This window comes from Streptomyces sp. IBSNAI002, assembly GCF_052244475.1.
Classification (GTDB): Bacteria; Actinomycetota; Actinomycetes; order Streptomycetales; family Streptomycetaceae; genus Streptomyces.
This window is the reverse complement of record NZ_JBQPXG010000002.1, coordinates 4,333,132-4,346,662: the sequence shown is the minus strand read 5'-3', so window position 1 is coordinate 4,346,662 and position 13,531 is coordinate 4,333,132. Positions and strand designations below refer to the sequence as shown.

Genomic DNA, 13,531 nt, shown 5'->3' with positions numbered 1-13,531 from the left:
ATGGATCTCTCTGCCCACCCGCCGCAGCGAGTTCCTCCATGGTCTGGAGAATCCCCGGTTTCCCTAACCGGGGATCCGGGTGTATATTGCCGCCGCCTACACCGGCCAGTAGGGGATCAGACCACTGCGGCGAGTTCCTCTTCACGCGCGGGAAGTCCCAGATCCAGCGCTTCGAGCTCCTCCTCATCCTCGGTCAGTTCCGGCTGTACGAACTCGACCGTCGCGCGTTGCTCCACCGGCGTCGACTTCCCCGCACCGCCCGCCTTCGTGACCGTGATCCGGCGGACGAAGAGCTTCACGAAGTCCCGGCGCTCCTGCGTCGTTGCGGCCTCCCACCACGATCCTTCGCCCACCGGGTCGACGTCTCCCGCACCCACCGGCAGCCACAGGTGGATCGGGAGCGTGGGTGTCGCCGCTTCCTCCAGTTCGGCAAGTCGTGCCTCCGCCCGCTCCATGCGGCCGAGGAGCCGTTCACGGCGCTCGCGGAAGCGCCGACGGCCGACCGGATCGTCGTAGTCGCCGGCCTCCTCGCGGTCGTACAGCTCCTCCAGCGCATGCTTGGCGTCGGCACGCTCGGAGACGAGGATGCGACGTTCGCCCACGATCTCGGGCCGCTCGGTCCGGGCCGCGTACCGGCGTGCTGCCTCGGCGAGGATGATCGCCGTGTCCGGGTCGTCCTCGGCGGTCTGGATCAGAGCGAAGATCCGTCGGGCCACGTACAGGTCCAGGGTCTTCATGCTGACGGTGCACTCGCCCTCGTGCTGGCCGGGCAGTGCCTTCCGGCGGCGGCACCGGTAGGCGGCCTTGTTCGGGGTGGGTGCGCGGTGCGAGGTCATAACCGCGCCACAGTCGCAGAACAGGACGTCCAGGGCGGAGAGGACGGCGTGTCCGCGCGACAGGCCCTTGCCCTGGCCCCGGCCGTCGAGCCACTCCTGGAGTTCGTGCCACTCGTCGGGCGGGATGATCGGCGGGTAGGCCGCGACCGGTGCCATGGTCTCGGGGTCACGATCGATGCGGTAGCTCTCGATGGTGCTGGTCAGCTTCCCGTCCTCGCGGCGCTTGTAGACCGGGGTGGCGGCGTATCCGGCGATGCGCGGGTCGCGGAGGATGCGCATGGCCGTCTTCGGGTCCCAGACGCTGTCCTTCGTCTTCTTGCCGACTTTCTGGCCCTTGGTCGGAACGCCGTCGGCCGTCATTTGGGCGCAGATGCCCGTGAGTGACCCGGGGTGCCGGCGTCCGGCACCCGGCTTGTACGGCATGTCCTTGTGCTTCTTGATCCTCGCCCACATGTCCTGGATCACCAGCACCTCGTCGGGCTCGTGCTCCAGTACCTGGATCACGACTGGCTTGCCCTCGGGCGTCAGGCGCGTCGCCGGGACCATGCGGAAGCCGTACGGCGGCTTGCCGCCCAGGTAGCCGCCGAGCTCGGCCGCCGCCTTCTTGGCGGCCCGTACCGCGTCGCTCTTGTTCTTGCTCTCGCTGTGGGCTGCGTCGAGCCGCAGGATCAGATGGATCAGGTCCATCAGGTTGCCCTTGCGGAACTCGCCCTCGGTGAGGCTGACGATCGTCACGCCGAGGTTGAGCAGCTCCGTGACGATGGGGATGGCGTCCAGCGGGTCCATCCGCGACAGGCGGCTGATGTAGTAGACGAGGATGAGGTTGATCCGGCCCTCGTGGCAGTCCTTGAGCAGCCGGTCGAAGTCCGGGCGCTCGTCGCCCGTGAACGCGGATATCCCGAGGTCCTCGTACTCGGTGATGCTGACGGCGCCGCGACGCTTGGCCTCGGCGACGCCTGCCGCGCGCTGCGTGGCGGTACTGACCTCGGACTTGTTGGCCCGTCCGACGGACTGACGGCCGTAGACCCCCGCATGGATGTCCATGCCGGTCACCACCCCTGGTCTTTTCATGGGGGGACTCTAGCGGTTTTCTTAGTCCCCCAACTGGTTTCATCCAAGGGCACCCCGTGGCACCCGCACCGCGGCTTCGAGACCGTCACCTACCTGATCGACGGAACCTTCGTCCACCAGGACAGCAACGGCGGCGGCGGAGTCATCAACGGCGGTGACACCCAGTGGATGACCGCCGGGGCGGGCCTGCTGCACATCGAGGCCCCGCCGGAGTCCCTCGTCGTGTCCGGCGGGCTGTTCCACGGCCTCCAGCTGTGGGTCAACCTCCCGGCCTCCGACAAGATGATGCCCCCGCGCTACCAGGACATCGGCGGCGGCCAGGTGCAGCTGCTGACCACCCCGGACGGCGGCGCCCTGCTCCGCGTGATCGCGGGCGAGCTGGACGGCCACGAGGGCCCCGGCATCACCCACACCCCGATCACGATGATCCATGCGACCATCACCCCGGGCGCGCAGATCACCCTGCCGTGGCGCGAGGACTTCAACGCCCTGGCGTACGTCCTGGCCGGGCGCGGCTCGGTCGGCGAGGACCGCCGGCCCCTCCACACCGGGCAGACGGCCGTCTTCGGCGAGGGCGGCTCGCTCACGGTGCGGGCCGACGAGACCCAGGACTCCAACGCCCCGGCCCTCGAGGTGGTCCTCCTCGGCGGGCGCCCGATCCGCGAACCGATGGCGCACTACGGCCCGTTCGTCATGAACAGCCGGCACGAGCTCCAGCAGGCCTTCGACGACTTCCAGGCCGGCCGGCTCGGCACCATCCCGACCACCGCCCGCGAGCGGACCAAGTCCGCGGAGCAGCACTCCTAGGACCCGTCCCGGTACCGGACCGCCCCGCCGCCCTCCCCCGTGGGCGGTGGGGCTCCCGGGCATCGGGGCCTCCGGTCCCGCGACGCACCCTTGCCCGGCCGCGCCGGACCTCACTAGGGTCCGGCGCATGCACCCGGTCGCCCGCCGCCGCCCCCGCCTCGCCCTGCGCGAGCTGGGTCCCGAGGACGTGGACGCCGTCCACGCCGTCTACGGCAGCGCCGAGGCGACCTTGCACCTCTCCTTCGAACCGCGCAGCCGCGAGCAGTGCGCGGGCATCGTGGCACGCTCCGTCACCTCGGCCGCCGCCACACCCCGCGAGGAGTACGCCCTCGCCGTCACCCGGGGCGAGGGCCCGCCGATCGGCTTCGCCCGCCTCGCCCTCGACCCCCACCAGCAGCGCGCCGCCACGATCGGCTTCGCCCTGCGCCCCGACGCCTGGGGCGTGGGCCACGGCACCGAGACCGTCCACCTGCTGCTCGACCTCGCCTTCGAGGACCTGGACCTGCACCGGGTCTGGGCCGCCCGCGCCCCGCTGAACGAGGCCTCGGCCCGGACCCTGCTGGCCGCCGGCATGACCGAGGAGGGCCGCATCCGCGGGCACGTTCACGTACGGGGCGGCTGGCGCGACTCGATCGTCTACGGCGTCCTGAAGGAGGAACACCGGACGGCGCGCACCTAGGGCCTGTCGTCAAACTCCCGTCGTCGCCCGGCAGGCGTCGCGGGGCAGACGGGAGTTTGACGACAGGCCCTAGGCGGGCTCCGCGGGTCCGGCCGGGGCCGCGTACCGGGCGCGCAGCTCCGAGACCACCCCGAAGGCGGCCGCGGTCAGCGGGACGGCGAGCAGCATGCCCAGGATCCCGGCGACGCTCGCCCCCGCGGTGATGGCCAGCATGACCACGGCCGGGTGCATCTGCACCGTCCGGCTCTGCACCATCGGCTGGAGCACGTACCCCTCGATCATCTGGACCGCCAGCACCAGGCCGAGCGCCCACAGGCCGATGATCCAGCCCCGGTCGGCGAGGGCGACCAAGACCGCCACCGCGCCCGACAGGAAGGCGCCGAGGTAGGGGATGTAGGCGGTCACGAAGACCAGGGCCGCCAGGCCCGGCGCGCCCGGTACCCCGAGCACCAGCAGCCCCGTGCCGATCAGCACGGCGTCGACCAGGGCGACGAAGGTGGTGCCGCGCATGAAGCCCTCGACGGCCTCGAAGGCGCGCCGCCCCATGGCCTCCATCAGGTCGCCCGAGCGGGTCGGGACCAGCGAGCGCAGCGTCCCCACGGCCCGGTCGGAGTCGCGCAGGAAGAAGAAGATCAGCACCAGCGCAAGCAGGGCCGTGGCGATCATCGTGCCCACCACGCTGAGCCCCGTGACCACGCCCGAGGCGGCCGTGCCGCCGAACTTGGCGAGCAGGCCCCTGGAGTTCTCCGCGACGTCCTCGAGCGAGGTGCCGACCGCCCCGAAGTGCTCCGCGAGGCTCTGGCCGGCCCGCCGGAGCGCGTCGACGATCTGGTCGCCGGTCTCGATCAGCGCGAGGACGACGACGTACGCGGCCCCGCCGACGACGGCGACCACGGCGAGGCAGGTGAGGGCCGCGGCGAGCGAGCGGTTCACCTTCATGCCGACCAGCCGCCGGTGTACGGGCCCGAGCAGGGCCGTGCCGAGCACCGCGAGCAGCAGGGGCGTGACGACGGTGCGGAACACCCCGCACAGCCAGACGACGACGGCGAGCACGGCGGTCGCGACGAGGGCCACGGCGCACCAGGCGGCGAATCGCCGCACCGGCTCGGGCAGCAGGGGGTTCGGCACGCCGTCATCCAACCACGGCCGGGTCCGGCCGTCTTGACGGAACGGCTGCGTCCGGCCAGGTGGCCGAGCCACAATCCCAGGAGACCCGTCCGGCACGTACCGGCCCCGAGGAGCAGTTGGTGTCGTCGCATGAAGTGGACGTAACGATCACTCCGCAGCAGGCGGCCCACGGGGTGATCCTCACGGTCACGCTCGCGACCGGGCCGGCCCGTCTGCGCATCCCGTCCGGCACCCAGGACGGCGACCTGGTCCGGGTGCGGGTCGGCAGCGCCGAGGTGCCCGTACGGGTCAGCGTGTCGTCACCCGCGACGCCCCCGCCCGCGACGCCCCCGCCCGCGACGCCGACGCCCGCGACGCCGTCCGCCCGGCCGGGGGACGGCAACCCGTTCGCGACGCCGACGCAGCAGATGCCCGCACGGCCCGGCGGCGGCAACCCGTTCGCCGCCGCGCCGACCCAGCAGATACCCGCACGGCCCGGCGGCGGCAACCCGTTCGCCGCGGCGCCGGTCCCGCCGGCTGCGCCGGGCCGGACGGGCGGAGGCAGGCCCGCGGCCGTGGGCTGCCTGGTGGCGGGCGGCATCGTCGCGGCCGTGGTCATCGCCCTCGGCATGACCGGTCCCGGGGACGACGGCGACGGCAAGGCCTCCGGCTCCGCGACGGCGAGCCGGTCGTCCGGCCCGGAGCCCTCGTACTCGTCGTCCTACAGCCCCTCCTACAGCCCTTCGTACAGCCCCTCCGAGGCCCCGGCCTCGCCCGGCTACACCGCCACGGCCGAGCCGACCCGGGAGCCCGAGCCGACGGAGGCCGCCGCCCCCACCCCGTACGACAAGGGCACCTGCCTCAACGGCACCCTGCCCGACTCGACGACGGCGCAGCGCGTCGACGACGTGGAGGAGGTGCCCTGCTCGGCCTCCGACGCTCACTACCGGGTGATCGGAAGCATCCCGATGACCTCCGACATGGACCGCTGCGAGGACTATCCGAAGACGCAGTACGCCTTCTCCCACCGCTACACCCTCAACGGCGCCGTCATCAACCAGTACGTGTACTGCCTGGTCGGCCTCGGTTCCTACGCACGGCCCTAGGGGTGTCTCCCGGCAGCGCGAACGCGTCAGGAGTCGGGCCGCTTCGAGCGCTCGTAGAGCTCGAACCAGATCGACTTGCCCTCGCCGCGCGGGTCCACGCCCCAGGCGTCGGCCAGCATCTCCGTCAGCAGCACGCCGCGGCCGCTGGAGGCCATCTCGCCCGGGTGCCGCTTGTGCGGGAGCTCGTCGCTGCCGTCCGCGACCTCGACGCGCAGCCGGCGTTCGCCCAGCTCACCCACCGCCTCGGCGACCAGCAGGGCGTCGCCGTCGGTGTGCATGAGCACGTTCGTCACCATCTCGGAGACCATGAGCACCGCCGAGTCCACCTGCTCGTCGTCGGCCCAGTCGTGCAGCAGCTCCCGGATCTGCCGCCGGGCGCCCGCGATCCGTTCCGGTTCGGCCTGGGCCACGGTCAGCATCGTGCGGCGCGCCGGACGGACCGGGGGCCGCGCTGAGGCGCCACAGCCGCAGCCCTCGCCCTCGCGGCACAGCAGCACGACGGCTATGTCGTCCTCGCGGCGGTCGGCCAGCGGGCCGGTGGTGTGGTGCGAGGACGGTCCGTGCACGGCCTGGACCAGCAGGTCGGCGAGCTTCTCCAGGGACTCGGACCCGTGCGTGTCGGACTCCAGGATCGCGCGCAGTCGCGCCCAGCCGGTGTCGAGGTCGTGGCCGCCGGTCTCGATGAGCCCGTCGGTGCACAGCATCATCGTCTCGCCGGGTTCCAGGGTGAACCGGGTGGTGGGGTAGTCGGTGTCGGGGACGATGCCGAGCGGGAGCCCGCCCGCGGTGGGGCGCATCAGGACGGTGCCGTCGGGCATCCGGACGGCCGGATCGGGGTGGCCGGCGCGGGCCACCTCCAGCAGGCCGGTCCGCGGATCGCACTCCACGTACAGGCAGGTCGCGAACCGGGGGCTCTGGAAGTCCGGGTCCTCGTCCGCGTCGGCATCCTGCGAGGAGCCCAGCCCGGCGAGGAAGCGGGAGGCGCGCGAGAGCACCGCGTCGGGCCGGTGGCCCTCCGAGGCGTACGCCCGCACCGCGATCCGCAGCTGGCCCATCAGCCCGGCGGCGCGCACGTCGTGGCCCTGGACATCGCCGATGACCAGCGCGAACCGTCCCGAGGGCAGCGGGATCATGTCGTACCAGTCGCCGCCGACCTGGAGCCCGCCGCCGGTCGGGACGTACCGCGCGGCGATCCGCATGCCGGGGATCTCGGGGCCGAGCTGCGGCATCATCGACCGCTGGAGGCCGGTGGTGAGTTCCCGCTCGGATTCGGCCACGCCGGCGCGCTGGAGGGCTTGGGCGAGCATCCGGGCCACGGTGGTCAGGACCGACCGCTCGTCGGGCGAGAAGGACACAGGGTGCTTGAAGGCGGCCATCCAGGCGCCCATGGTGCGTCCGGCGACGATCAGGGGCAGGAAGGCCCAGGACACCCGTCCGAAGCGCTGGGCGAGCGGCCAGGTGGCCGGGAAGCGCCGTTTGTAGTCCTCCGGGCTGGGCAGGTAGATCGCCCGCCCGGTACGGACGACCTCGGCGGCCGGGTAGTCGGTGTCCAGCCGCATGTCCGCGAAGGGGGCCTCGTCCCCGACGCCGTGCCCGTGGTGCCCGATGATCGACAGCCGCTCGCCGGCCACGCCGAAGACGGCCAGTCCGTCGGGGCTGAAGCCGGGCATGGACAGCGAGGCGGCGACCCGCAGCACCTCCGCGGTGGACCGGGCCTCGGCCAGCGCGCGGCCCGCGTCCAGCAGGAAGGCCTCGCGGGAGCGCCGCCAGTCGCCGGTGATCGGGGTGTGCACGGCGGTGGTGCCGGGCTGCGGCTCGGCGATCTCCTGGATGGTGCCGATCAGCTCGTAGTCGACGCGGCCCTCGGCGGTCCGGTTCTCCACCGGTTTGGAGCGGCTGCGTACGGTCCGCAGGACCCGCCCGTCCTCGTCCATGATCCGCAGCCGGGCCTCGGCGAGCGTGCCCTCGGCGACGGCCAGCGTGACGATGCCGTTGATCTCGTTCCAGTCCACCGGGTGGAACCGCGACCGCACGGCGACCTCCGGCAGCACCACCGGCTCCGCGGGCAGCCCGAGGAGCCGGGCGGCCTCGCCGTCGAGGGTGACCGTCCCGGAGGCGTTGTCCCATCGCCACAGACCCGTCGCGATGGCGGCCAGGACGTCCTCGGTGCGCACCCGGTCATCTTTACAGGTCATCCGTCCCGCGTGCCTGTTCGCCCCGTGCGCCGGGCCCGTGCGGGCGGGCCCGGCGGGCGTGCCCGACCGGCCCCCCGCCCGGACGGTAACCTTGTGAGGGTTGAATCCACCCTGGTATCGCGAAGAACTGGATGACTGATGCATCGGTACAGGTCCCACACCTGCGGCGAGCTCCGCGCCTCTGACGTCAACGCCGACGTCCGGCTGAGCGGCTGGCTGCACAACCGTCGAGACCTGGGCGGCATCCTCTTCATCGATCTGCGTGACCACTACGGCATCACGCAGCTCGTGGCCCGTCCCGGCACCGCCGCCGCCGCCGTCCTGGACAAGCTCTCCAAGGAGACCGTGGTCCGGGTCGACGGCAAGGTCGTCTCGCGCGGTACCGAGAACATCAACCCCGAGCTGCCCACCGGCGAGATCGAGGTCGAGGCCGTCGAGGTCGAGGTGCTCGGCGCGGCCGCCCCGCTGCCCTTCACCATCAACACCGACGACGGTGTGAACGAGGAGCGGCGTCTCGAGTACCGCTTCCTCGACCTGCGCCGCGAGCGCATGCACCGCAACATCATGCTGCGCTCGGCGGTCATCGCCGCGATCCGCCACAAGATGGTCGCCCTCGGCTTCAACGAGATGGCGACGCCGATCCTCACCGCGACCTCCCCCGAGGGCGCCCGCGACTTCGTCGTCCCGTCCCGTCTGAACCCGGGCAAGTTCTACGCCCTGCCGCAGGCGCCGCAGCAGTTCAAGCAGCTGCTGATGATCTCCGGCTTCGACCGGTACTTCCAGATCGCGCCCTGCTTCCGCGACGAGGACGCCCGCGCCGACCGCTCGCCGGGCGAGTTCTACCAGCTCGACGTGGAGATGTCCTTCGTCGAGCAGGAGGACGTCTTCCAGCCGATCGAGCGCCTGATGACCGAGCTCTTCACCGAGTTCCGCGGCGGCCGCGAGGTCACCTCGCCCTTCCCGCGCATCCCGTTCCGCGAGTCGATGCTGAAGTACGGCAACGACAAGCCCGACCTGCGCGCCAAGCTGGAACTCGTCGACATCACCGACGTGTTCGAGGGCTCGGAGTTCAAGGCGTTCGCGGGCAAGCACGTGCGCGCCCTGGCCGTCCCGGACACCGCCGCGCAGCCGCGCAAGTTCTTCGACGGCCTCGGCGAGTACGCGATCTCGCTCGGAGCCAAGGGCCTGGCCTGGGTCCGCGTCGGCGAGGACGGCGGCCTGACCGGCCCGATCGCCAAGTTCCTCACCGAGGAGAACGTCAAGGTCCTCACCGAGCGCCTGGGGCTGGCCGCCGGCCACGCGGTGTTCTTCGGCGCGGGCGAGTTCGACGAGGTCTCCAAGATCATGTCCGGCGTCCGCGTCGAGGCCGCCAAGCGTGCCGGACAGTTCGAGGAGAACGTCTTCCGGTTCTGCTGGATCGTCGACTTCCCGATGTACGAGAAGGACGAGGAGACCGGGAAGATCGACTTCTCCCACAACCCCTTCTCCATGCCGCAGGGCGGGATGAAGGACCTCGAGGAGAAGGACCCGCTGGACATCCTGGCGTGGCAGTACGACATCGTCTGCAACGGCATCGAGCTGTCCTCCGGCGCCATCCGCAACCACGAGCCCGAGGTCATGCTGAAGGCCTTCGAGATCGCGGGCTACGAGGCCGAGACCGTCGAGCGCGAGTTCGCCGGCATGCTGCGCGCCTTCCGGCTGGGCGCCCCGCCGCACGGTGGCATCGCCCCGGGCGTGGACCGCATCGTGATGCTGCTGGCCGACGAGCCGAACATCCGCGAGACCATCGCCTTCCCGCTGAACGGCAACGCGCAGGACCTGATGATGGGCGCGCCGACCGTGCTGGAGGAGGCCCGCCTGCGCGAGCTGAACATCGCGCTGCGTAAGCCCGTGGAGACCAAGGCGGCCGACGCCAAGCCGATCGCCGAGGCCGTCCACCCCGACGCCGCGCGGTAGTTGGACCAGGTGTGACGAAGGGCCCGGGATCGGACGATCCCGGGCCCTTCGGCTCGTTCCGGCTAGAAACGCTCCAGGACGCCCTTGAGGAGGGCGGCGGAGGTCAGTTCGCGCGGGGCGGGGCCGGCGTGGAAGAAGCCGGCGTTCTCGGCGTCCAGCTTGCGCAGGAAGTCGAAGGCCTTGTTGTCGTGGTCGCCGAACGCCACGAACTGCCAGTGCAGGCCGGGGGCGGTGGTGGCCGCCTCGGCCAGGGCGGCCTTGGCGGGCTGCCGGTTGTCCGGGGCGCCGTCGGTCTGGAAGACGACCAGGGCCGGGCCCTCGCCGCCGTCCTTCTGGTAGCGCTCGACGACGGCCTCGACGGCCACGTGGTAGCTGGTGCGGCCCATCCGGCCGAGCTCGGCGTGGCGGGCCTCGACCCAGGCCTCGTCGTGGCCGTCGAGGGCGAGGTCCGCGGTGCCGTCGAGCTCGGTGGAGAAGAACACCGTGTGCACGGTGGCCTCGTCGTCGAGGTGCGCGGCGAGGGCGAGGGCGTGGTCGGCGAGGTACTGGGCGCTGCCGTCCTTGTAGAACCCGCGCATGGATCCGGACCGGTCCAGGACGAGGTACACCTTGGCGCGCGCCCCGGCCTTGCCCTTGCTCCGGAGCACCTGGCCGGCGGCCTTGTAGGCCCCGGCCACCCCGGGCGCCCGCCGCCGTACCGCGGCGGCGGCGTACGCGGGCCCACCGGCCTCGTCCTCGGGCTCGGCGACGACGGCCACGGCCTCGGCGGCCACCGGCTCCGCCTCCGCGGCCACCGGCTCCGCCTCCGCGGCCACGGGCTCCGGCTCGGCGACGACCTCGGGCTCTACGACCTCGGGCTCTACGACCTCGGCCTTTGCGACCTCGGCCTCTACGACCTCGGGCTCCGCCTTCGCGACGGGCTCGGCCACGGGCTCGGGCTCGGCGACGGCCTCGGCCGCTGCGGCCACCGGCTCGGTGACGGCGTCGGCCGAAACGACCTCGGCTGCGGGCTCCGCCTCGGCGACGGGCTCGGCTTCGGTAACGGCCTCCGCCACCGGCTCCGGCTCCGCCTTCGCGACGGGCCCGGCCGCCGGCTCGGGCTGCTGAACCGCCGGAGGCGACGGGCGGCGGGCCTCCGGGACGGTGGGGTCCGCGACCGGGGACGGGTCCGGGGCCGGAGCCGTCAGGACCGTGCCCGGCTCGCGGTCCCGCGGTGCGGACTGCGGCGGAACGGTGGGGTTGTCGAAAGAGGCGGCGACCAGTTCGGCCGCCGCGTCCAGGGGAGTGCGTTCCGACTGGCTCGGGAGGGCCGCCGAGGGCGTGCCCGACGATTCCGGTACCGGTTCCGCAGACCGTCCGAACACCTTGCGCAACAAGCTCCGAATACCCATGGGCCAGGCCTTTCGCATGAGATGCGTGCGTCATTTGTCCGTGCTGCGCGGATGATCCCTGCCCAGAGTGGACACGTAAGGTTATCGGCCGCCTGGCTGGATCTTCGTGAGGGGCGGCTTTCGTGGCGTCCGGCTCCCAGTCACGCGCACACTGCGCCCGAACTCCCGCCCCGACGTGCCGGGTTCACCGATCGTTCATCCGCCCGCCGCCGCTTCGGCGCCACCCGCGCCTAGCCTCACCGCTGGATTGTTCCGACACGTTGTCGGCGCCCACGCAGCTACTCGGAGGACACTCGTGCGCAAGCTCCTGCCGCTCATCGGCAACCCGCATGGGGGCGGCCGTTCCGCCCTCACCTGCCGCTACCGCTGTGGCGACGCATGCTTCCACGAGGTGCCCAACACCAGCGACAACGAGTACGCCGGCGATGTCATAGCCCGCGCGTACTCCCGCCGCTCGATGCTGCGGACCGCCGCCGTCGTGACGGTCGCCACCGCCGCCGGCACCGCGATCACCCTCAGCGGCCCCGGCCAGTCCGCCAACGCCGCCCCGGTCGGCGAGGCCGAGGCCGCCGGCGCGGGCAAGGGCGGGGAGGCCGCCCGCGGCCTGCGCTTCAAGTCCGTCGCGCCGAACACCGCCGACCAGGTCACCATCCCTGAGGGCCACGAGCAGAACGTGGTCATCCGCTGGGGCGACCCGATCATCAAGGGTGCCCCGGGCTTCAACGCCGACAAGCAGACCGCCGCCGCGCAGGCCGGCCAGTTCGGCTACAACAACGACTTCCTGAGCCTGCTCCCGCTCGGCGACAAGTACGAGCGCCAGCAGCTCCTCGTCGCCAACCACGAGTACACCGACGAGCACCTGATGTTCAAGGCGTACGACCCGGCCAACCCGACCCGCGAGCAGGTCGAGATCGCCTGGGCCGCGCACGGCCTGTCCGTGGTCGTCGTCCAGGAGGACCACCGCAGCGGCAAGCTGACCGCCGTCTCCCGCCACCAGCTGAACCGCCGGCTGACCACCACCAGCGAGTTCCGGATGACCGGCCCGGCCGCGGGCGGCGCCCTGCTGAAGACCTCGGTCGACCCCTCCGGCACCAAGGTGTTCGGCACCCTCAACAACTGCGCCGGCGGCACCACACCGTGGGGCACCACGCTGCACGGCGAGGAGAACTTCAACCAGTACTTCGCCAACGCCGGCCAGGTCACCGACCCCGTCCAGGCCGCCCGCCTGAAGCGCTACGGCATGACCACCGGCGCCACCGAGCGCAAGTGGGAGCGTTTCGACAAGCGCTTCGACGTGGCCCAGGAGCCCAACGAGTCGCACCGCTTCGGCTGGGTCGTCGAGCTGGACCCGTACGACCCCAACTCGGTCCCGCGCAAGCGCACCGCGCTCGGCCGCTTCAAGCACGAGGCCGCGCAGCCCCGCCTGACCGAGGACGGCCGTCCGGTCGTCTACATGGGCGACGACGAGCGCTTCGACTACTTCTACAAGTTCGTCTCGTCGAAGCAGATGAAGAAGGGCGGCTCGCGCGCGGCGAAGGAGCACAACCTCACGCTGCTCGACGAGGGCACCCTCTACGTCGCCAAGCTGACCGGTGACACCCCGGCCGCCGAGTTCGACGGCTCCGGCAAGCTCCCCTCCGACGGCGAGTTCGACGGCTCCGGCGTCTGGATCAAGCTCGCCACCGGCAACGTGTCGCACGTCGAGGGCATGACCGCCGAGGAGGTGTACGTCTTCACGCGCCAGGCCGCCGACAAGGTGGGCGCCACGAAGATGGACCGCCCCGAGGACGTCGAGCCCTCGCCGCGCACCGGCCGCGTCTACGTCGCGCTGACCAACAACACCGACCGCGGCAAGGCCGGCAAGGAAGGCGCCACCGAGTCCAACCCGCGCAACCTGAACAAGCACGGCCAGATCCTGGAGCTCGCCGAGAACTTCGACGACCCGGCCGGCGACGGCTTCGCCTGGCGGCTGTTCCTGGTCGCCGGTGACCCGAACGACCCGGCGACCTACTTCGCGGGCTTCCCGAAGGAGAAGGTCAGCCCGATCTCCTGCCCGGACAACGTGGCCTTCGACCCGCACGGCAACCTGTGGATCTCCACCGACGGCAACCAGCTCGGCTCCCACGACGGCCTGTTCGGCGTCGCGACGGCCGGTGACCGCCGCGGTGAGCTCAAGCAGTTCCTGACCGTCCCGCGCGGCGCCGAGACCTGCGGCCCGATCATCCAGGACAAGCGCGTCCTGGTGGCCGTGCAGCACCCGGGCGAGCTGGACGGCGCGTCCGTCGAGAAGCCGCAGTCCGTGTGGCCCGACGGCCCCGGCAAGATCGTCCGTCCGGCCGTCGTCTCGGTCTGGCGCAAGGACGGCAAGAACATCGGCGTGTGA

8 protein-coding genes and 1 pseudogene are annotated in these 13,531 nt (G+C 71.9%); 5 read left to right on the top strand and 4 right to left on the bottom strand.

Annotated elements, in window-relative coordinates; translation table 11 throughout:
- Positions 1 to 116 precede the first annotated feature (116 nt).
- Positions 117 to 1,880 carry a recombinase family protein gene (locus tag ACTVZO_RS20965; RefSeq protein ID WP_443299846.1) on the bottom strand — a complete coding sequence of 588 codons (1,764 nt, stop codon included), beginning with the start codon at positions 1,878 to 1,880 and terminating at the stop codon, positions 117 to 119.
- Between the two features lie 72 nt (positions 1,881 to 1,952).
- Between ACTVZO_RS20965 and ACTVZO_RS20960 the strand changes: the two are divergent.
- Both ACTVZO_RS20960 and ACTVZO_RS20955 read left to right on the top strand, forming a co-directional pair.
- Positions 1,953 to 2,714 (top strand): annotated as a pseudogene (locus tag ACTVZO_RS20960) (pirin family protein); the annotation flags it as partial.
- A 127-nt stretch (positions 2,715 to 2,841) separates the two neighbouring features.
- Entirely contained in the window at positions 2,842 to 3,393 is a 552-nt protein-coding gene (locus tag ACTVZO_RS20955) for a GNAT family N-acetyltransferase (protein ID WP_443299845.1), read from the top strand.
- Positions 3,394 to 3,462: 69 nt separating this feature from the next.
- Here the strand turns inward: ACTVZO_RS20955 and ACTVZO_RS20950 are convergent, their stop codons facing one another.
- Positions 3,463 to 4,521, bottom strand: coding sequence for an AI-2E family transporter (locus ACTVZO_RS20950; protein ID WP_443299844.1), 1,059 nt, complete (start codon positions 4,519 to 4,521; stop codon positions 3,463 to 3,465).
- Positions 4,522 to 4,640: 119 nt separating this feature from the next.
- Between ACTVZO_RS20950 and ACTVZO_RS20945 the strand changes: the two genes are divergently transcribed.
- Positions 4,641 to 5,606, top strand: a complete 966-nt coding sequence (locus ACTVZO_RS20945) for an LppU/SCO3897 family protein (protein ID WP_443299843.1) — start codon at positions 4,641 to 4,643, stop codon at positions 5,604 to 5,606.
- A 26-nt stretch (positions 5,607 to 5,632) separates the two neighbouring features.
- Here ACTVZO_RS20945 and ACTVZO_RS20940 read toward each other — a convergent pair whose 3' ends face one another.
- On the bottom strand, positions 5,633 to 7,780 hold the full coding sequence (locus ACTVZO_RS20940; RefSeq protein WP_443299842.1) for a SpoIIE family protein phosphatase: 2,148 nt from the start codon (positions 7,778 to 7,780) through the stop codon (positions 5,633 to 5,635).
- 159 nt (positions 7,781 to 7,939) lie between these two features.
- Here ACTVZO_RS20940 and aspS point away from each other — a divergent pair, with 159 nt between their 5' ends.
- Entirely contained in the window at positions 7,940 to 9,757 is a 1,818-nt protein-coding gene (aspS, locus tag ACTVZO_RS20935; protein WP_443299841.1) for an aspartate--tRNA ligase, read from the top strand.
- A gap of 62 nt (positions 9,758 to 9,819) precedes the next feature.
- Here aspS and ACTVZO_RS20930 read toward each other — a convergent pair whose 3' ends face one another.
- A complete protein-coding gene (locus ACTVZO_RS20930) occupies positions 9,820 to 11,148 on the bottom strand; it encodes a VWA domain-containing protein (protein ID WP_443299840.1) in 1,329 nt (442 codons plus the stop codon).
- Between the two features lie 295 nt (positions 11,149 to 11,443).
- Here ACTVZO_RS20930 and ACTVZO_RS20925 point away from each other — a divergent pair, with 295 nt between their 5' ends.
- Positions 11,444 to 13,531 (top strand): PhoX family protein, encoded by a 2,088-nt coding sequence (locus ACTVZO_RS20925; RefSeq protein ID WP_443299839.1) that lies wholly within the window; start codon positions 11,444 to 11,446, stop codon positions 13,529 to 13,531.

Coding starts and splice junctions, on each gene's coding strand:
- ACTVZO_RS20965 (WP_443299846.1), bottom strand. CDS start 1,880: ATGGACATCCATGCGGGGGTCTACGGCCGTCAGTCCGTCGGACGGGCC.
- ACTVZO_RS20955 (WP_443299845.1), top strand. CDS start 2,842: ATGCACCCGGTCGCCCGCCGCCGCCCCCGCCTCGCCCTGCGCGAGCTG.
- aspS (WP_443299841.1), top strand. CDS start 7,940: ATGCATCGGTACAGGTCCCACACCTGCGGCGAGCTCCGCGCCTCTGAC.
- ACTVZO_RS20930 (WP_443299840.1), bottom strand. CDS start 11,148: ATGGGTATTCGGAGCTTGTTGCGCAAGGTGTTCGGACGGTCTGCGGAA.